General features: G+C 60.3%; 16 protein-coding genes. 5 read left to right on the forward strand and 11 right to left on the reverse strand.

What is annotated here, in order from left to right; translation table 11 throughout:
* Positions 1-142 precede the first annotated feature (142 nt).
* From hpaD to eutB, 11 genes are all read right to left on the reverse strand, one after another.
* Entirely contained in the window at positions 143-988 is an 846-nt protein-coding gene (gene hpaD / locus HK439_RS05070; RefSeq protein WP_190290302.1) for a 3,4-dihydroxyphenylacetate 2,3-dioxygenase, read from the reverse strand.
* A 168-nt stretch (positions 989-1156) separates the two neighbouring features.
* Positions 1157-2383, reverse strand: coding sequence for a M24 family metallopeptidase (locus HK439_RS05075; RefSeq protein ID WP_190290303.1), 1227 nt, complete (start codon positions 2381-2383; stop codon positions 1157-1159).
* Between the two features lie 177 nt (positions 2384-2560).
* Positions 2561-3415 carry an ABC transporter permease gene (locus HK439_RS05080; protein WP_190290304.1) on the reverse strand — a complete coding sequence of 285 codons (855 nt, stop codon included), beginning with the start codon at positions 3413-3415 and terminating at the stop codon, positions 2561-2563.
* 10 nt (positions 3416-3425) lie between these two features.
* Positions 3426-4685: an ABC transporter permease gene (locus tag HK439_RS05085; protein WP_190290305.1), complete on the reverse strand. Its 1260-nt coding sequence runs from the start codon at positions 4683-4685 to the stop codon at positions 3426-3428.
* A 77-nt stretch (positions 4686-4762) separates the two neighbouring features.
* A complete protein-coding gene (locus HK439_RS05090) occupies positions 4763-5863 on the reverse strand; it encodes an extracellular solute-binding protein (protein ID WP_190290306.1) in 1101 nt (366 codons plus the stop codon).
* A gap of 85 nt (positions 5864-5948) precedes the next feature.
* Complete coding sequence (locus HK439_RS05095) at positions 5949-7043, reverse strand: ABC transporter ATP-binding protein (RefSeq protein ID WP_190290307.1); 1095 nt, start codon at positions 7041-7043, stop codon at positions 5949-5951.
* 369 nt (positions 7044-7412) lie between these two features.
* Positions 7413-8783 carry an aspartate aminotransferase family protein gene (locus tag HK439_RS05100; protein ID WP_190290308.1) on the reverse strand — a complete coding sequence of 457 codons (1371 nt, stop codon included), beginning with the start codon at positions 8781-8783 and terminating at the stop codon, positions 7413-7415.
* A 49-nt stretch (positions 8784-8832) separates the two neighbouring features.
* A complete protein-coding gene (locus tag HK439_RS05105) occupies positions 8833-10314 on the reverse strand; it encodes an NAD-dependent succinate-semialdehyde dehydrogenase (protein WP_419247576.1) in 1482 nt (493 codons plus the stop codon).
* A gap of 144 nt (positions 10315-10458) precedes the next feature.
* A complete protein-coding gene (locus HK439_RS05110; protein WP_190290309.1) occupies positions 10459-10962 on the reverse strand; it encodes an Lrp/AsnC family transcriptional regulator in 504 nt (167 codons plus the stop codon).
* A gap of 24 nt (positions 10963-10986) precedes the next feature.
* The gene (locus tag HK439_RS05115) at positions 10987-11982 is read right to left on the reverse strand and encodes a cyclodeaminase (protein ID WP_190290310.1); all 996 of its coding nucleotides are present in this window, start codon (positions 11980-11982) and stop codon (positions 10987-10989) included.
* Positions 11972-12979, reverse strand: a complete 1008-nt coding sequence (gene eutB, locus HK439_RS05120; RefSeq protein ID WP_190290311.1) for a hydroxyectoine utilization dehydratase EutB — start codon at positions 12977-12979, stop codon at positions 11972-11974. The genes HK439_RS05115 and eutB overlap by 11 nt, the downstream gene beginning before the upstream one ends.
* 172 nt (positions 12980-13151) lie before the next feature.
* Here eutB and HK439_RS05125 point away from each other — a divergent pair, with 172 nt between their 5' ends.
* The 5 genes from HK439_RS05125 to pdhA all read left to right on the forward strand — a co-directional run bounded on the left by HK439_RS05125 (position 13152) and on the right by pdhA (position 20140).
* Positions 13152-14336, forward strand: coding sequence for a M24 family metallopeptidase (locus HK439_RS05125; RefSeq protein WP_190290312.1), 1185 nt, complete (start codon positions 13152-13154; stop codon positions 14334-14336).
* Between the two features lie 13 nt (positions 14337-14349).
* Positions 14350-15519 carry an acetylornithine deacetylase gene (gene argE, locus HK439_RS05130; protein WP_190290313.1) on the forward strand — a complete coding sequence of 390 codons (1170 nt, stop codon included), beginning with the start codon at positions 14350-14352 and terminating at the stop codon, positions 15517-15519.
* Complete coding sequence (locus HK439_RS05135) at positions 15516-16217, forward strand: GntR family transcriptional regulator (RefSeq protein WP_190290314.1); 702 nt, start codon at positions 15516-15518, stop codon at positions 16215-16217. The genes argE and HK439_RS05135 overlap by 4 nt, the downstream gene beginning before the upstream one ends.
* Positions 16218-16364: 147 nt before the next feature.
* The gene (gene acsA, locus HK439_RS05140; protein ID WP_190290315.1) at positions 16365-18116 is read left to right on the forward strand and encodes an acetate--CoA ligase; all 1752 of its coding nucleotides are present in this window, start codon (positions 16365-16367) and stop codon (positions 18114-18116) included.
* Entirely contained in the window at positions 18113-20140 is a 2028-nt protein-coding gene (gene pdhA, locus HK439_RS26795; RefSeq protein WP_190290316.1) for a pyruvate dehydrogenase (acetyl-transferring) E1 component subunit alpha, read from the forward strand. Before acsA ends, pdhA begins: the two co-directional genes overlap by 4 nt.
* Positions 20141-20143: the final 3 nt, after the last annotated feature.

A 20143-nucleotide genomic window follows, 5' to 3' on the forward strand; every position in this document is an offset into this window, starting at 1 on the left:
CCGCACCAGGGCCGATCACGCACAAAAGCTAGATTGTATGCAATCAAAGGAAAAATGAATAATAAATAGGCATAATAAATTTGATAGGCAGGTCATAACGCGGACCTGCCTTGATCAGGAAAAAGACCCGATAGCTTTGCCTTTAAACGTGAAATTCGACGTTGATCTGGCCGCTGCCGCTGCTCGGGAAATAGTCGCAGAGCTGCTCGGCCTCGCCCGTGTAGGCGTCCCAGCCAAGGGCGGCGAACAGCATGATCGTGTCGGCCATCCCGCCTTCGCCGTCACACTTGACCGCGTAGTCGGGCAGCATTTCCAGGAATTCGGGATAACGGCGCTGACGCCACAGATCCAAGACCAGCATGTCCACCTGCCTGTTGAATTCGCTGGAGATGGAGGTCCAGGCATCAGGGCCGAGCTTCTTGTTCGGCCAGAGCTTGTGGGAGAGCGATCCGCTGGCCAGAAGAACCGCCTTTTCGCCTGACTGTTCAACGGCATCCCTGACCGCTTCGCCGACTTTGCGGATCTCGTCGAAGTCGGCAAACAGCGGCGTGGCGATCGAAACCACGGTCTGGGCGCCATCGGTGTTCATGTAGTGCATGGGCACGACGGTACCGTATTCCAGAGCCAGTGTCGGAACATGATGAGAGCGGATCTGCAGGCCCTTGTCCGCTGCCCGGGCGGCAATGGCGTCTGCAAGCGCCGGGTTGCCGGGAACGTCGTACTGGAGATCCTGGATCATGTGCGGCGCTTCGTGGCTGGTATAGGTGCCTTGGTGACGCGCATTGGCATTGATATGAAAACCGAAGTTCGACAGCCAGTGGGTATCGAAGACGATATAGGTCGTCGCGCCGCGGTCGCGGGACCGTTTGCCGATTTCGCGTAGCGACCTGATGGCCCCGTCGCGGCAGCCTTTCAGCGGCCCTTCCATTTCCGACAACAGGATTGAGGGAACATGTGTGATCTTGGCGGCCAGTACGATTTCGCCCATGACGTCCTCCCGGATAACATTGCCTATCTGCGCCGCGGTTGTGCGGCCGTGCAATTAATTGCGATGTTAAATAAACAAAGGCGAACAGGAATTGATCTAGATCATGCCCGGTCCGTGTTCCGGTCCGGTTGGCCGGGAAGCAGGTGAACTTCCCGGCCTGGCCGTCTTTTACGAGGCCACGATGTTATGCTCCGGACCGAAGGGGAAGCCGGTGATGTTTTCCGCCCCCGTTTCGGTGACGATCAGGATGTCGTGCTCGCGGTAGCCACCGGCGCCCGGCTGGCCTTCCGGAACCATGATCATCGGTTCCATGGAGACCACCATGCCCGGTTCCAGAACCGTCTCCACATCCTCGCGCAGTTCCACCGACGCCTCACGTCCGTAGTAGTGGCTGAGGACGCCGAAGGAATGGCCGTAGCCGAAGCTGCGGTATTTCAGCAAATCGTGGCTGCGGTAGATGTCATTGAGCGCGCTGGCGATATCGCAACAGCGCACGCCGGGTCTGATCAGCTTGAGACCGGCCCGGTGAACATCGCAATTGATCTCCCAGAGCCTCAGGTGCGCGTCGGAGGCGTATTCGCAAAACAGCGTGCGTTCGAGCGCCGTATAATAACCGAAGATCATCGGAAAGCAGTTCAGGCTGAGGATGTCGCCCGGTTCGATCTTCTTGTTTGTGACCGGGTTATGGGCGCCGTCCGTATTGATTCCGGACTGGAACCAGGTCCAGGTGTCCATCAGCTCCACGAAAGGGAACGAGCCGGCGATCTCGCGGATCATGGCGTTGGTGGAGGCGATCGCGACCTCGTGCTCGGGTACGCCTGCGGCGATCGCTTCCACGGTGGCCGCCCCGCCGATATCGCAGATGCGGGCGCCCTCGCGGATCAGGACATGCTCCTCAGCGCTCTTGATGGTCCTCTGGGTCATCACGTCGGCGGCAATGTCTACCAGATCTACGCTCGGCAGGGCGGCTTCCAGTTGGGCCTTAAGGTCCAGGGAAACATGATCGAACTCGATGCCGATCCGCTTGATCGACGGATTGGGCATCTTCAGCAGTGACTGGATCGCGAAGAAATAGTTGTCCCGCCGCCAGTCCGTATAGGTGAGGGCATTGCCATGGGTTCTGCGCCAGGGTTGGCCGCCGTCGATCCCGGCGGAGATGGTGGTCGCATCCGTTTCGGTGACCAGAAACCCGTATTTCCGGCCGAACGAACAGTAGAGGAAGCCGGAGAAATAGCAGATGTTGTGGTAGGACGTGAACAGGCAGGCATCGATCCGCCTGGCTTCCATCAGCTTGCGCAGTCTCGACTGCCTGCCGTCCATTTCGGCACCGGAGAAAGGCAAATACGCCTTTTCGCTGTTTTCCATTTCATAGATACGATCCATGTCAGCACTCATCTCGACGTCCTTTCTTCAGAACAGGGCCTTAAACGGAAAACGGGCCGGCCTCTTGAAGAAGAAGCCGGCCCGCCAGGCCTGATTTGATTTTGTTGTCTGCCAGAAAGATCGCTCGGCGATCTTCCTCCGGTGACTGGCGTACCGCCACCGGCCTCGGTGAGGAACAGAAGCGGGGTTTTATCCCGGCGTAAGACCGCGCAGGCGTTCGGACCGCCGGCGCAGAAGTTCAAGAACCGTCAGCAGGACGATGGAGATCGCCACCATCAGAGAGGCGACGGCGAGAATTGTCGGCGAAATCTGCTCGCGCAGGCCGGTAAACATCTGCCACGGCAGGGTTTTTTGGCCGGCGGACCCCAGGAAAAGCACGACAACGACTTCGTCGAAGGAGGTGATGAAGGCAAACAATGCCCCGGAGACGACGCCCGGAATGATCAGCGGCATCTGCACCTTGAAGAACGTCGTGACCGGATTGGCGCCCATGCTGGCGGCCGCCCTGACCAGGCTGCGGTCGAAGCCGACGAGCGTTGCCGTCACCGTGATGATGACGAAGGGCGTTCCGAGGGCCGCATGGGCCAGCACCACGCCCCAGTAAGTGCCCTGCAGGCCGATGCGGGAATAGAAGAAATACATGCCGGCGGCCGAGATGATCAGCGGCACGATCATCGGCGAAATCAGGATGGCCATGATCGCCGACTTGAACGGCACGTGCGACTGGGAAAGGCCGATGGCGGCAAGGGTCCCGAAACCGGTCGCCAGGATCGTCGCCACAGGCGCGATCAGGAACGAGTTGGTCAGCGCCTGTTGCCAGTCCGGATTGGTGAAGAAGTCATGATAATGCTTCAGCGAATAACCGGCCGGGTCGAATGCCAGCATTTCCTTCGTGAAGGTGAAGAAGTCCTCCGCGTTGAAGCTCAGCGGCAGAATCACCAGGATCGGGAAGATCAGGTAGAAAAAGATCAGCCCGCAGATGATCCTGAATCCATAGTACCAGAGACGTTGTCCGGTGGAGGCGTATGCAGGAAGGTCGCTCATCGTCAGCCTCCTAACCGAGCTTCACGTTATCGATGCCCACGATCTTGTCGTAGACGATGAACAGGATAAGAACCGCAGCGAGCAGCATCGTTCCGAGCGCAGCCCCAAGCCCCCAGTTCAGCGAGCTGGAAATATGGTATGCGATCCGGTTGGAGATGAAGATACCGCTGGTGCCGCCGACGAGTTCCGGCGTGATGTAGTAACCGATCGCCAGAATGAACACGAGCACGGCACCGGCGCCGATCCCGGGAACAGATTGCGGGAAATAGACCCGCCAGAAGGCGGTCCAGTCGGTCGCGCCGAGGCTCTTAGCGGCGCGCACATAGGACGGAGAGATCGTCTTCATCACCGAGTAGAGCGGCAGGATCATGAACGGCAGCAGGATGTGGGTCATGGCGATGATCGTCCCGGTCTGGTTGTTGATCATAACCAGCCGGTCTGTATTGGACACGACGCCGATCCAGACGAGGAAATCGTTGATAACGCCTTGTTGCTGCAGCAGGACCTTCCAGGCGGACGTTCTCACCAGCAGGGATGTCCAGAACGGCAGGAGAACGAGGATCATCAGCAGGTTGGACGTTCTGAGCGGCAAGGCTGCAAGAATGAATGCGATCGGATATCCCAGCACGAGGCAGGAAACCGTAATCACGATCGACAGGAACAGGGTTCGGCCGAACAGGAGCAGGTAGACCCGCTGATCCTCCGGCTTCATCTGGATGCCGTCCGGCGTCTGTTGCGCATCGACGGCCGCAAGGTAGTAGCCGGCGGTATAGGGCGGCGAGAACCGTTTCAGCGTTTGCCAGACATCAAGATCGCCCCAGTCCTTGTCGACCTCCAGGAACTGCTCCTTGTAGGGCCCTTCCTTCATCTTCTTGACGTGGCGGCCGGTCTTGCGGAACAGGCTGGACATGCCGGTTTGTTCGTAGTTCAGCCGTGAACCGAGCCGGGTGTGGGTTTTTTCCTTCACGGCGACCTTAAGGTCTGCGGCCAGCGCCGCAAAGACGGCTTCGTCGGGCAATTTCCCGGATGTCGGGTCCCAGCTCGCCAGTGCCTGAACCGTTTTGGGCAGCGTTTCTTCAACGATGCTGTTTTCGACGGAGCGAAGCAGCATGTCCGCAATAGGCAACACGAAGGTGACAATGACGAATAGCAGCAGCGGCGCGATCAACAGGAACGCCCTCAACTTCTCTCGGCGCAGGGCCTTTCGAAGGCTCGCCTTCAAAGGACGTCCGTCCTGTGTCGTCAGAACTGTATCGCTGGCTTCGCTCATTGGACTACCGGTCCCGGTTTATCAGTCAGATGGGTGGACGGGGCCTCATTCGGCCCCGTCCTGCGTCAGGGAGCGGCTTATTTAGCCAGCCAAGCCTGGAACTTGGCGTCGATGTCGTCCCGGTAATCAGCCCACCACTCGTAGTTATAGAGGAAGGTGTTCTTGGCGTTTGCCGGGTCGGTCGGCATGTGCGGAGCCATGTCGATGCCGAGGGTTGCGTGCTTGCCGACCAGCGGAGCGGACGACTTGCGTGCCGGGCCGTAGGAAATGTACTTGGCCTGGTCAGCGAGACGCTGCGTGTCGGTCGCGAACTTCACGAAGTCCTTGACCATGGCAAGACGGTCTTCCGGCAGGCCGGTCGGAATGATCCAGCCGTCAAGGTCGAACACCTGGGCGTCCCAGAGCATGGCGACCGGCTGCTTCTGCTCTTCGATCAGCGAGAACAGGCGGCCGTTGTAGGTCGAGCCGATCACGACTTCCTTGTCGGCGAGAAGCTGCGGCGTTTCAGCACCGGCAGACCACCACACAACCTGGTCCTTGATGGTGTCGAGCTTCGCAAAGGCGCGGGCCTGGCCTTCTTCTGTTTCCAGAACGTTGTAGACTTCGTCCTTCGGAACGCCGTCGCAAAGAAGGGCCCATTCCATGTTGTTGATCGGGCGCTTTTCAAGAGACCGCTTGCCGGGGAAGGTCTTCAGATCGAAGACGTCGCAGATGTCATCCGGTGTCTTGCCGTTCCATTCGGCAACGTCCGTGCGGTAGCCGAAGGTCGTGGAATAGACAATCTGCGGAATAAAGCATTCAGAAACCAGAAGGTCGCCGAAGTCTTCCGAAGCGGGCGTACCGTCCGGAGCCGCTGCGAGGTCCTTGTCGGGATCGATCGGCATGGCGAGGCCTTCGTCGCAAAGACGGATGGCGTCGGATGCCACGACGTCAACGAGGTCCCAGGTGATGTTGCCCGCTTCGTTCATGGCGCGCAGCTTGGCCACGGCCTCGGCAGAAGATTCGTCCCAGATCACGTTGATGTCCGGATGCATCTTCACATAAGGATCGGTGTAGGCGGCTTTCTGGGACGCCTGATATGCACCACCCCAGGACACGACGGTCATGTCTTTTGCCAACGCGGCGGTGCTGAACAGGGCCAGTGCAGACCCTGCAAGAATTGCTGTTTTGAGCTTCATAGATATAGCTCCCTCTTTCTGGTTATGAACGGGGTTCTCCCGTCTTCTCACCCGGGCAGGCACCTGGAGTGCGCCGCCAGTGATCTTATGCAACGGCGTCGAGCGCCTTGCAGTCGTTGAGCGACCAGCCGATCGGGACAATGTCTCCGGTTTCGAGCTTGCGCTTTTCGCCCCGGTTCCGCACCTTGACGACGAATTCGTCATTCCCGGCGACATTCATGCGCACGCGGATGTGGTCACCGAGATAGATAAGTTCCTCGATCCGGCCCTTGACCAGATTGTCCATCTGGTCGCTCGGATCGAACTCGACGCGTTCCGGGCGCAGTGACAGGGTTGTCTTGTCGCCCACGCCGCTGACATTGACCTTGTCGGCCTTCAGCCGGGTGCCGTCGCCGAGTTCCACCAGGCACTGGCTGCCGTTGACCTCGACCACCTTGCCGTCCAGCTTGTTGTTCTCGCCGATGAACTGGGCCACGAACGAGTTTTGCGGATCCTCGTAGAGCGAATCCGGTGTCGACAGCTGCTGAATGATGCCGTCGTTGAAGACGGCAACCCGGTCGGACATGGTCAGCGCCTCGGTCTGGTCATGGGTGACGTAGACGACCGTAACGCCGAGGTTCTCGTGAATGTGCTTGATCTCGTATTGCATCTGCTCGCGCAGCTGCTTGTCGAGAGCGCCGAGCGGTTCGTCCATGAGGACGAGTTCCGGATCGAAGACCAGGGCGCGGGCAACCGCCACGCGCTGCTGCTGACCGCCGGACAATTGGGCCGGGCGCCGGTTCCCGAAATCACCGAGTTCCACCATCTCAAGCGCCCGCTTGACCTTTTCCTGCTGCTCCGCCTTGCCCATCTTGCGAACCTGCAACGGGAACGCCAGGTTTTCGGCAACGCTCATATGCGGGAAGAGGGCATAGTTCTGGAAGACCATGCCGATCCCGCGCTTGTGCGGCGGAACGTTGTTGATCGGCCGGTCGTTCAGGAAAATTTCGCCGTGCGTCGCCGGCTCAAATCCTGCCAGCATCATCAGACAGGTCGTCTTGCCTGATCCCGAAGGCCCGAGCATCGTGAGAAACTCGCCCGGTGGAATGTCCAGATTAAGATTCTTAACGACCAGAGTTTCCCCGTCGTAGCTCTTCTGGACGTTTTCGTAGCGTACTGCCGCGCCCCGGTTATCCGCCATGCTGTCCCCAAGTTCTGACTTTTAATTCTTTTGTCGTCGAAACCTTTCGGCATCCGCACCCTTGATGGGTATCTGTTGATGCCGCTCGGTTAAGTCTCCGAAAGAAAAACAAAATCTGTGCGATAAGGGAAGGGGTTTGGAGGAAAAAAATGAGTAATTTTTGCACTTCGTTGCTTCAAAATTTAGCTCGAGGATATTTTTGCGGAAAATTTTGTTCAACGCAAAAAGGCCGGAGCCGCGAGGCCGGCTTCCGACTTGAAATTGCATTCCGGAAGGAGGCTGATCATAGGATCAGCCGGCGCCTTTCGATATGTACTTCCCGTCACGCGGGGCAGGCCGAACCGATCGGCCCGGCCCGTTCACCCGTCGTTATTTCAGGACCGCCGAAACGGCCTGCCTGGTCGCGTCGACCACCCGGTCGAGTTCGCTCTCCGTGATGCAGAGCGGCGGAGCAAATCCCAGAATGTCGCCCTGCGGCATCGCCCGGCCGATCACGCCTTCCGCCAGCAGCGCGGCGGAAATTTGCGGGCCGACCTTTTTGGCCGGGTCGAAATAGGTCCTTCCGGCTCGGTCCTCGACGAATTCGAGCGCGCACATCAGGCCTTCGCCGCGGATGTCGCCGACATGAGCGTGGTCCTTGAAGGCGTCGGTGAGTGCAGCCTTGAAATAGGCGCCGGCCTTGGCCGCATTTTTGACCAGCCCGAGCTTGTCGATCAGTTCCAGGTTCGCAACGCCGGCCGCCGCACCGATGGGGTGGGCCGAATAGGTCCAGCCATGCCCGATCGGACCGAATTCGTCCGTGCCTTTTTCCAGGACGGTCCAGACCTTGTCGGAGACGATGGAGCCGGAAAGCGGCGCGTAAGCCGACGTCAGGCCCTTGGCGATGGTGATGATGTCCGGCTCCATGCCGTAGTGATCGGACCCGAACATGCTGCCGAGACGCCCGAATCCGGTCACCACTTCATCGGCGATCAGCAGGATGTCGTGTTTTTTGAGGATCGCCTGAATTGCTTCCCAGTAGCCGGCCGGCGGCGGTGTGATGCCGCCGGTTCCAAGAACCGGTTCTCCGATGAAGGCGCCGATCGTGTCGGCCCCTTCGCGCTCGATCAGGGCTTCCAGTTCGGCCGCGCAATAGGCAACGAAGTCGCTCTCCGACATGGACAGGTCATCGCGCCGGAAATAGTCCGGGGCAACCGTATGCAGGACCGTGGAAAGCGGCAGGTCGAACTTCTTGTGAAACAGTTCCAGTCCGGTCAGCGAACCGGTCATGAGGCCTGAGCCGTGATAGCCGCGCCAGCGGGAGATGATCTTCTTCTTCTCAGGACGGCCGATAATGTTGTTGTAGTACCAGACCAGTTTGATGTTGGTTTCGTTGGCATCGGACCCGCCCAGGCCGAAATAGACCTTGGACATATGTTTCGGTGCCCGGTCCATGATCATCTTGGCCAGGGTAATGGAGGCTTCCGTGCCGTGACCGACATAGGCGTGGTAATAGGCAAGTTCCCGCGCCTGTTCGGCGATCGCATCGGCAATTTCCGTCCGGCCGTATCCGACATTCACGCAGTAGAGGCCGGCAAACGCGTCAAGCAGCCGGTTTCCGTCCCGGTCTTCGATGAAGACGCCGGAGCCGCCGGTGACGATCCGGTTCGGGCTCTCGCCGCGCGCATGCTGGGCGAGATGCGTTGAAGGATGGAAAAAACTCGACCTGTCCCATTCATCGAGCCTGTCATTCTTCAACATCGGTCTTCCTTTCCTATGATCAACGTCTGTTTGCAGGTTTGGTTCCGGTTCACGCCCAGTCGCGGCAGACGTATTTCACGTCCATGAAGGCTTCCATGCCGAAGCGGGCGCCTTCACGCCCGATGCCGGACTGTTTCATGCCGCCGAACGGGATCGGCGCGCCGGTCACCTTGGTCCGGTTGACCGCGACCATGCCATAGGCAAGTCTGCGGCTCGCCCGGTAGATCCGGCGCGGATCCTTCGTGTGGAGATAGGCGATCAGCCCGTATTCGGTTTCGTTCGCAATCCGCAGGGCCTCTTCTTCACTATCGAATGCGGCGACCGCGGCGACCGGGCCGAAGGTTTCTTCCCGCATGATCAGGGCGTTGGCGGGAACGTCCGCAAGCACCGTCGGTTCGAAGAACAGGGATCCGACGGCGTGACGTTTGCCGCCGGTCAGAAGTTTCGCCCCGAGGGCGAGCGCATCTTGAACATGCGCTTCCTGCTTTTCGACAGCACGTTCGTTGATCATGGGACCAATATCGCTGTCGATCATCCCGGGGCCCGTCGTCAGTGCGGCGGTGCGTTCTGCAAAAGCGTCACAAAAGGCGTCATAGACGGGCCGCTCGACAAAGATCCGGTTGGCCGCGAGGCAGTCCTGGCCGGAGGTGGCGAACTTGGCGGAAACGGCCTGTTCGACGGCCTTGTCAATGTCCGCATCGGCAAAGACCAGCATCGGGGCATGGCCGCCGAGTTCCAGGACCAGGCGTTTGATGGTGTCCGCGCTGTTGCGGTAGAGCAGGCGGCCGACTTCGGTGGAGCCGGTGAAAGACAGCGCCCGCACCCGCGGATCGTCGGTCCACGGCGGGACGATTTCCGACGCCGTACCGGTCAGGACGTTGAAAACGCCGGCCGGCATGCCCGCCTGATCGGCCAGTTCGGCAAGCGCAAGCGCGGAAAACGGGGTTTCTGCCGAAGGGTGGACCAGGACGGTGCAGCCGGCCGCAAGCGCCGCGGCGGCCTTGCGGGTGATCATGGCGGACGGGAAATTCCAAGGTGTGACCAGAGCCGCAACCCCGACCGGCTCGCGCCACACTTCCATTTCCGCATCCGGCAGGTGAGAGGTGACGCCTTCGATGTTCGGGCGCTTGGCTTCTTCCGCATAGAAGGAAACAAAAGACGCGGCGTAGTCGATCTCGCCACGGGATTCGGAAAGCGGCTTTCCCTGTTCCCGGGTCATGATGACGGCAAGGTCTTCCCGGTTTTCCAGGATCAGATCGTGCCACTTCATCAGATAGGCGGCGCGTTCCTGGGGCAAAAGGGACGCCCAGGGCTCAAAGGCCCGGTCGGCACATGCCACCGCGTCGGCGCTTTGTCCGGCGGAGAGTTTTGCCACATCGCCAAGCCAGGAGCCGTCGGCAGGGTCGGTTACGGCAAATTCGGACCGGGTATCGGAATCCAGCCACCGGCCGTCCACATAGCCGAACCGCCGGATCAGATGGCGGTTGCTGATCTGGGCAAAAAGCGATTTGCAAAGAGGTGCATCTTCAATGGTTTGCACGGTGCTCTCATCCCTGGCTGACTTGAAACAAAGCCTACAGGGACGGGCGAAGACGATTTGATCGAAATTAGGGGGCTTTGCAGATGATTTGACTGAATAGGGGCCTTGTTACCGAGGATCATTCCGTTTCTCGGGCTACCCTTCGGCCGCTTCATCCGAAAACGCCGGCACCAGCTGATCGAGAGGGAGAGACGTCCCGGTTTTCACAGCCTTTGTCATGACATAGGTGAAATAACGCACCACGCCGAGACCCTGGTCGAGAAGGTCGTCAATCAGCCGCTGGTAGGTATCGATATCGCGTGTGACGATCTGAAGAAGGTAGTCGAGACCGCCGCCGATTGCCCAGCACGCGGTTACCTCGTCGCGATCGCGAATTGCCTGTTCGAACCGCTGGAAATATTCCGCCCGGTGATGTTCCAGTTCCATGGTAACGAAAACCGTGACGTGGGGTGCGATCTGCTTCAGGGAGATCCGGGCGTGATACCCCTCGATGATGCCGGCCTTTTCAAGCCTCTCGAGCCGTTTCCAGCAGGGACTCGGACTGAGATTGATTTTCTTGGCAAGGTCCGCCTTTGAAATGCGGGCTTCATTTGCCAGCACCTTCAGGATTTGCAGATCCCGGTCGTCCAATTTCAGCATCGGGTCTTGACCTTAAGTATCGGATCAAACCGAAATTGTGGTGCCGATATCCGTCTTTTCCAGGCGATGCCGGGCAAAGGTCGCGATGGCGGTATCCTGAACGCCTGTGCCGGTAAGATCGCAGAAAGTGATGTCGTCATCCTTCTGGCGGCCATCATGGCTGCGACTGACGACGTCGCCAAGCTCTATTATCGAGTTGCGGTCCTGAATAGCGCCGGCTGCGAGCGCGCTTCTGAGTTCACCGAGCAGCTCGCATTGGGAGATCCGGTCGCAAACCACGAGATCTGCCTGTTTGAGCACGTCCGGATCGATTTCATTCTTGTCGTCCTGATCCGATCCCATGGCGGTAATGTGAAGGCCCGGATGCAGCCAATCGGCCGACAGGACCGGCTCCTTTGCCGGGGTCGTTGTCACCACCAGCTGGCTTTGGGCGACGAGCCGTGACGGATCTTCAACCGCTTCAACCGGAATGCCGAGGCTTTTGGCGAGATCCGTGGCGGTGACTTTCGCCTTTTCCATGTTGCGGCCCCAGACAAGGGCCCTTTCAAACGGCCGCACAAGGTGGGCGGCCTGCAGTTGCAGCCGCGCCTGCACGCCCGTGCCCATGACACCGGCGGTCCTGATCGTCTTCGGTGCAAGGTGTCGCGCAGCCACGGCGCCGGCTGCAGCGGTTCGAACGTCGGTGAGGTAGCCGTTGTCGAGGAACACGGCTTCCACGAGCCCGGTCTTTGCCGAAAACAGGATCATCAGACCGTTGAGGCTCGGCAGACCGATCGACGGGTTGTTGAAGAAACCCGGGCTGACCTTGATCGCAAACCCGTCGAAACCGGGCACATAGGCGGTTTTCACATCGACTTCCGCGTTGGCGTCCTTGAGCGCCATGGACAGCACCGGCGGCATCACGACCTTGCCGGTCGCAAGCAGGCCGAAGGCCTTTTCGACGCAATCGACCGCCGCCGGGTCCAGATGGACCACCCGGCGCAATTCGGTTTCGGTCAGAATTTTCATGTCATGCGTCATAGGCTTTGCCCTGTACGAGTGTGTCGCCGAGTTTGACCGGGCGGCCGCTGATCGCGTCGGTAAACTGGGCCATGTCCACATTGCGCCCGGTCACGATCGTGGCGGTCGGGCCCTTCGGTTTCGGCAGCTTGTCCGCCAGAAGCGCGGCGATGCCGACGACACTGGCTCCTTCGGCAACGTGGCTGTCCTCAAAATAGAGCGTTTGCAAGGCCCGGTAGATCTCTTCTTCGCTCACCAGAACAATATCGTCGAGCAGGGTCCTGCACAGGCTGAAGGAGAGCCGGTTATTCAGGCCGATACCGCCGCCCAGCGAATCGGCGAGACTTGCAACTTCGGTCACCTCGACGGGGCGTCCCGCCTTGATCGACGCATCCATGGCTGCACCGCGGTCCATGGAAATGCCGATCACCCGGATGTCCGGATTGATCGCCTTGGCGGCAAGGGCCACGCCTCCGGCAAGTCCGCCGCCCGACAGGGGAACAAGCAGCATGTCCAGGTCCGGCCGGTCCTGGAGCATCTCCAGTCCGACGGTGCCCTGGCCGCTGATGACATGCCTGTCATCGAAGGGCGAGATGTCGACGAAGCCATCCGTTTCGCAAAGGCGCAGGCACTCGGCCATGGCATCGTCCTGGCTCGTGCCGACGATCCTGACCTCGGCGCCGAGCGCCCGGATCCGGTCGACCTTGTTTTTCGGAACGAGGGACGACATGCAGATGGTCGCCCGGATGCCCTGTTGCCGCGCGGCATAGGCGACCCCGCGTCCATGGTTCCCGGTCGAGCAACAGGTGACCGCCTTCGTCCCCGCCGGCGCGCTCAAGATGGCATTGGTCGCGCCCCGGAGCTTGAAGGCGCCGGTCGGCTGCATGGTTTCCATCTTGAGAAGAAAGGGTACGCCGGCTCTCTCCGACAGGAAGGGGGAGGGGATGAGCGGCGTACGGACGACCTCACCGGCAATCGTCTTTTGTGCGGCGAATACGTCGGCCAGCGACAGGGACATGCGTCGGGGTTCCTCTATCGGGAGCGGTCATCGGGCAAGGGCGTCTTTCTTGTTGTGTACAACATCGCATAAAAATGACGCCGGTCAACGCAATCCTGCGAAAAAAACTTGCATGATTTGTGTTTTAGGGAAACTGTTGTGCACAATAGCGGTGTAGTGGAGACGCGTGACCATGCCAGCGAATGATTTGCCGTTCAGTTCCGCCGAATATGACCGTCGTATTGCCAAGGTCCGCAAGGAAATGGCGCGCCGGGATATCGACGTTCTTTTCATCGAGGATCCGTCAAACATGGCCTGGGTCACGGGCTACGACGGCTGGTCGTTCTACGTCCACCAGGGTGTTCTCGTGTTTCATGACGAGGATCCGATCTGGTGGGGGCGCAGCCAGGACGCCAATGGTGCGCTTCGAACCGTCTGGATGGCGCCGGATCGGGTCGCCAAATATGCCGACAAATACATCCAGTCGAGCCGGCTACACCCCATGGAAACCCTTGCCGCCATTCTTCGCGACAAGGGCTACGGCGGCAAACGGATCGGGGTCGAGCTGGAAAACTACTATTTCACTGCAAAGGCTTTCCTGACGCTCAACGAAGAACTTCCAAATGCCACTTTCGTCGATGCGACGGCGCTTGTGAACTGGCAGCGCACGGTGAAATCTGACGAGGAAATCGTCCATATGCGCAAGGCTGCGCGTATTTCGGAAAAGATCATCGACGGTATTGTCGCACGGGTCGAACCGGGCGTGCGCAAGGTCGATGTCGTTGCCGAAATCTATGCAGACGCCGTCCGGGGCCTGGATGACGCCTGGGGCGATTATCCGGCGATCGTGCCGCTGTTGCCGAGCGGCGCCGATGCCGCTGCCCCGCATCTGACCTGGGACGGTCGGCTGCTTGAGAAAGGCGAGGCCACCTTCTTCGAGATTTCCGGGTGTCACCGCCGCTATCATGCGCCGCTCTGCCGAACTGTCTTCCTCGGCAAGCCGCCGCAATTCATGAAGGAGGCCGAAGCTGCCCTTGTGGAAGGGCTGGAAGCCGGCCTGGAGGCCGCCGTCGCCGGCAACAGGGCGGGCGATATCGCCAGAGCCCTGGCAAAGCCGCTGGAGGCGGCCGGAATCGAACGCGGCTCCCGGGCGGGATATCCGATCGGCCTGTCCTATCCGCCGGATTGGGGCGAACGCACGATTTCGATCCGCGATGAGGACGAAACGATCCTGGAGCCCGGAATGACCTTCCATTTCATGCCCGGCCTCTGGATGGACGACTGGGGGCTTGAGATCACCGAAAGCATTCTGATCAAAGAGAAAGGCCCGGCGGAGTGTTTCTGTTCCAAGCCTCGCAAGCTCTACGTGAAAGACTGACGGGGCGCGTGTCATGAGCCTCATGAACGACACGATCGGGATTCTGGACCGGCTGATCGCTTTTCCGACGGTGTCCACCGACAGCAATCTGGAACTGATCGTCTATGCGTCGGAACTGTTGGAACACCACGGGTTCCGCACGACGGTCTCGCGCGACGACACCGGCAAGAAGGCCAATCTTTTTGCCACGCTCGGTCCGGATGCGCCCGATGGCATCGTTCTGTCGGGCCATTCCGACGTGGTACCGGCGGATGCGGAGGACTGGACATCCGATCCCTTCCGGCTCCGCCAGGATGGCGACCTGCTTTTCGGCAGGGGCACCTGCGACATGAAGGGCTTCATCGCCGCGGTGCTGGCCATGGCGCCGGCCTATGCCGAATTGAACCTTCAGCGTCCCCTGCATGTGGCCCTGACCTATGACGAGGAAACCGGCTGCTTCGGCGCCCGGCATCTGGTCGAGGAACTGAAAGCCCAGGATATCCGCCCCGCGGTTGCCATCATCGGCGAACCGACCATGATGCGGGTGATCGAGGGTCACAAGGGCTGTTACGAATACACCACCTGCTTCCACGGCACGGACGGGCACGGTTCGGATCCCGACCGGGGCGTCAACGCCATCCATTATGCGGTACGTTTCATGACGCGGCTCATGGAACTGGGTGAGACGGTGAAGGCAGGCGCCAAATTCTCCAACGAGCGCTACCAGCCGCCCTGGACGACCGTCCAGGTCGGCCGGATCGAGGGCGGCAAGGCGCGCAACGTGATTGCACGAAACTGTTCGGTGGAATGGGAGATGCGCCCGGTCCGCCAGGCCGATGCCACGATGATCAAGGACGCGCTTGAAGAGTATTGCCGGACGCAGCTCCTGCCCGAGATGCAGGCGGTCTCCGAAGATGCGCGCATTGTTACCGAAATCATTGGGGAAGTTGCCGGACTTGAGGTCATGTCGGACAACGAGGCACGGGATATTGTCTGCCGATTGACCGGGTCGGACCTGTGCGACGTGGTGGCGTTCGGAACCGAAGCGGGCCTGTTCCAGTCGCTTGGCATGTCGGTCGTTGTCTGCGGACCGGGATCGATCGCCCAGGCCCACCAGCCGGATGAATATGTCAGCATCAGCCAGATGCAGTCCTGCCTCGATATGTTGGCCGGTTTGTCGGCAACCCTGGAGCAGCGGTCATGAAACCGTCCGATGAACTGGTCGCTGCGCTCGAAGAGGCCGGCAGTGCCCAGGAACGGTTCGAGATCATGTATGACACGCTCCGCGACCGGATCAGCGTATCGGACTATCCGCCGGGAACGCGGCTCAGCGAAGAGGCGCTTGCCGCCGAGTTCGGAGTGAGCCGCAGCCCTCTTCGCAAGGCGCTCAAGATCCTGGAAGCAGACGGCCTTCTGCAGTCGGTCCAGGGGGTCGGAACGATCGTGACCGATGTCGATCTCGATGAATTGACCCAGGTCTATCAGTTGCGGATGGAGCTCAACGAACTGGTCGGACGGCTCTCGCCGAAACATCCCGACGAGACAACCCTGGCGCTGTTCGAGGACATCAGAAAACGCGCGGAAGCGCTGCGTTCGGCGCCGGACATGAAGATCTTCGCCAGACTGAACATCGATTTCTTCCATGTCTTTGTACGGCTTACCGACAACCAGCCGCTTGTGGAAGTCTCAGAGCGATTGTTTTATCAGACCTGCCGGATCTGGTTGAAAATGATCCCCATGATGGATCTCGCAGAAGAAGTCGCCATTTTTGCGGGCGAGATAGCCGCGATCACCGATGCGGTGCGGCTTGGCGATACGGAAGCCGCCGGTCACATCCGTAGAGCCCATCTTTCCATGGGCTTTGCCCGCCTGAAAGGTCACGCCCGCCGCCACACGTTATAGACGGTTTGGCCGGCTCGTCCGGAAGCAGGCGCAACGTGGCCAGACAGCTGGCCCGGCAAACCATTGATCCACGTCATTTCAAATGCCGTGTCCTCCCGTTAGGCTTTCCGGACAACAAACTGCAACCTGCAGGAAAGGGCCGGGAGGATGGCTCGGGAGATTATCCGTAAGGATACGGCGTATGCCGCGAAGGCGAATATGCCGGACTACGACAAAGAGCGTGCATCCTTCAGTTGGGAGGATGCCAAGGCAGAGCTCGACGGTCTGCCCGGCGGCAAGCTCAATATCGCCCATGAAGCCCTCGACCGGCATATCGCCAATGGCAATGCGGACAAAACCGCGTTGCGCTGGATTTCCAAGGATGGCGAACCGACCGATTTCAGTTATCGGGACCTGATCGGGCAGACCGCCCGTTTCGCCAATGTTCTCCGAAGCATCGGCGTGGAAAAGGGCGAGCGGGTTTATTCGCTGCTCGGCCGCGTCCCCGAACTTTACGTCACGGCTCTTGGAACGCTCAAAGCCGGCAGCGTGTTCTGCCCGATGTTTTCCGCCTTCGGTCCGGAGCCAATCCAGTCGCGTATGGAGATCGGCGGCGGCAAGGTGCTCGTCACCACCAAGGCACTCTACCGGCGCAAGGTCGCCGGTATCCGCGATCGCCTGCCGGAACTGAAGGAAGTGCTGCTGATCGATGGCGACGGCAGCATGGACGGAACCCGCAATCTTGCAGCCTTGATGAAGGACGCATCGCCAGACTTCCCGGTCGAACCGATGGATCCGGAGGATATGGCACTCCTGCATTTCACCAGCGGCACGACCGGCAAGCCGAAGGGCGCCGTTCATGTCCATGGCGCCGTCGTCGCCCACAAGACGACTGGCCGGATCGCCCTCGACCTGAGACCAGAGGACACCTTCTGGTGCACCGCCGATCCGGGCTGGGTGACCGGCACGTCCTACGGCATCATTGCGCCCCTGACGATCGGCGCCACCATGATCGTCGATCAGGCCGAATTCGACGCCGAGCGCTGGTACCGGATCCTGGAAGAGGAAAAGGTCACGGTCTGGTACACGGCGCCGACCGCGATCCGCATGCTGATGAAGGCAGGAGCGGACATGGCGAGGGCCCGTGATCTTTCGCGCATCCGCTTCATGGCAAGTGTCGGTGAGCCGCTCAACCCGGAAGCCGTCGTGTGGAGCAACGATGTTTTCGGCATGCCGTTCCATGATAACTGGTGGCAGACGGAGACCGGCGGTATCATGATCGCCAATTACGCTTCCATGGACGTCAAGCCCGGCTCCATGGGCAAGCCCTTGCCCGGGATCGACGCCGGCATCGTCGCCCGGCAGGACGGCGGGGTGAACGCGGTCGACGATCAGATGGTGATCGGCGAACTGGCGCTGAAGCCTGGTTGGCCGTCGATGATGCGCGCCTATCTGCATGAGCAGGCCCGCTACGACAAATGCTTTGTCGGTGGCTGGTATCTGACCGGCGACCTCGCCATGCGCGACACGGAGGGGTATTTCTGGTTTGTCGGCCGTGCCGATGACGTCATCAAGAGTTCCGGCCATCTGATCGGCCCGTTCGAGGTTGAAAGCGCGCTGATGGAACATGAGGCCGTCGCCGAGGTCGGGGTGATCGGTATTCCGGATGAAACGGCGGGCGAAATCGTCAAGGCCTATGTGGCGCTGAAACCGGGTTACGAGGAAAGTGATGATCTGCGCCTGGACCTGATCGGCCATGCGCGCAAGCGGCTCGGTCCGGCCGTGGCGCCTAAGGAAATCGCCTTCCGGGCGAACCTGCCCAAGACCCGCAGCGGCAAGATCATGCGCAGGCTTTTGAAAGCGCGTGAACTCGGACTTCCCGAGGGCGATATCTCCACCCTGGAGAGTGATGAAAAATGATTGATTCCGGCCCCGCACAAGCTCTGAAAAAAGACCTGAAACCGCACCTGACCCGCGCGCACGCGCTTGACCTGCTCAAGGCGATGATCCGCATCCGGCGTTTCGAGGATAAATGCGCGGAACTCTATACCCGGGAAAAGATCCGGGGCTTCCTGCATCTCTACGACGGTGAGGAGGCGATCGCAGCCGGTGTGATCCCGGTTCTGACCGAAAACGATCGGCTGGTCGCAACGTACCGCGAGCATGGCCATGCCCTGATGCGCGGACTGCCGATGAAAGACGTTCTGGCCGAGATGTACGGCAAGGCGGAAGGCTGTTCCGGCGGCCGGGGCGGCTCCATGCATCTCTTCAGCGCCAAGGCCAATTTCTACGGCGGCAATGCCATTGTCGGCGGCGGCCTGCCGCTCGCCGTCGGACTGGGGCTTGCCGACAGGATGCGGAACGAGGATCGGGTGACTGCCTGCTTCTTCGGTGAGGGTGCGGTCGCCGAAGGCGAGTTCCATGAAAGCATGAACCTTGCCTCGCTTTGGCAGCTGCCGGTTCTCTTCGTCTGCGAGAACAACGGCTATGCCATGGGCTCCGCGCTGGCCCGCACGGAGTCGGAGACGGATATCCACGCCAAGGCGGCGAGCTACGCGGTCCAAAGCGAAGTCGTTGACGGCATGGATATCGTTGCTGTCGAGGCCGCTGCCCGCCGGGCCCTGGCAACGATCCGGGAAACCGGGAAACCGTTTTTCCTGGAATGCCGGACCTATCGTTTCCGGGCCCATTCCATGTTCGATGCCCAGCTTTACCGGGACAAGCAGGAAGTTGAGGAGTGGCGCAGCAAGGGGCCAATCCTGCGTTTCCAGACCTGGCTGGAACAGACCGGAATGCTGCATGCGGCCGACCTGGAGCGGATCGAGGCGGACGTCGAGGCGGAAATCGAAGAGGCGGTGGCCTTCTCCGAGGCGGGAACGCTGGAACCGGTCGGGGACCTGACCAGATATGTCACGGCGCCGGAGAGGCCGGAGCCGCCGGCCGTACCGGAACCTTCGGGCGAAACCATCACCACCACCTATCGGGAAGCGGTCAAAGCGGCGATTTCGGAAGCCTTGAAGCGTGACGACCGGGTGTTCCTGATGGGCGAGGATGTCGGTGCCTATGGCGGCTGCTATGCCGTTAGCATGGGATTGTTCAATGAGTTCGGACCAGACCGGATCCGCGACACGCCCTTGTCGGAGTCCGGGTTTACGGGTGCGGGAATCGGCGCCGCCATTGCCGGCATGCGTCCAATCGTCGAGGTGATGACGGTCAATTTTTCTCTCCTTGCCATCGACCAGATCCTGAACACGGCAGCCACCTTCCGCCACATGTCCAACAACCAGTTCGGCGTTCCGGTGGTGATCCGCATGGCGACCGGGGCCGGCAAACAGCTTGCCGCCCAGCATTCCCATTCGCTGGAAGGCTGGTATGCGCATATTCCCGGGATCCGTGTTCTGGCGCCGGCAACCCTGGAGGATGCCCGGGGCATGCTCTGGACCGCGCTGGAAGACCCGGACCCGGTGCTGATTTTCGAAAATGTCATGCTCTACAACATGGAAGGCCAGCTTGCCGCCAACGCCGGGCCGGTCGATATCGACAAGGCGGCCGTGCGCAGGGAAGGGGGCGACGTGACCCTCGTCACCTATGGCGGCTCCCTGTTCAAGACCCTGGAGGCCGCCGAAGAGCTGGCGAAGGCTGGTATAGATGCAGAAGTGATCGATCTCAGATCGCTGCGCCCGCTTGACATGGAAACGATCCTGGCTTCGGTCAACAAGACCCATTGCGCGTTGATCGTCGACGAGGGCTGGAGAACCGGAAGCCTCTCTGCCGAAATCGGCATGCAGATCGCAGAGAATGCCTTCTTCGACCTCGATGCGCCGCTTGCCCGTGTCTGCAGCGCTGAAGTTCCGATCCCCTATGCCCACCACCTGGAACAGGCCGCAATCCCCCAGGTCGATAAGATTGTTGCTGCCGCTCGGACACTCGTAGGAGGAGCGTGAACG

The sequence above is a fragment of the Roseibium aggregatum genome, from assembly GCF_014692675.1.
Taxonomy (GTDB): Bacteria; Pseudomonadota; Alphaproteobacteria; order Rhizobiales; family Stappiaceae; genus Roseibium; species Roseibium aggregatum_C.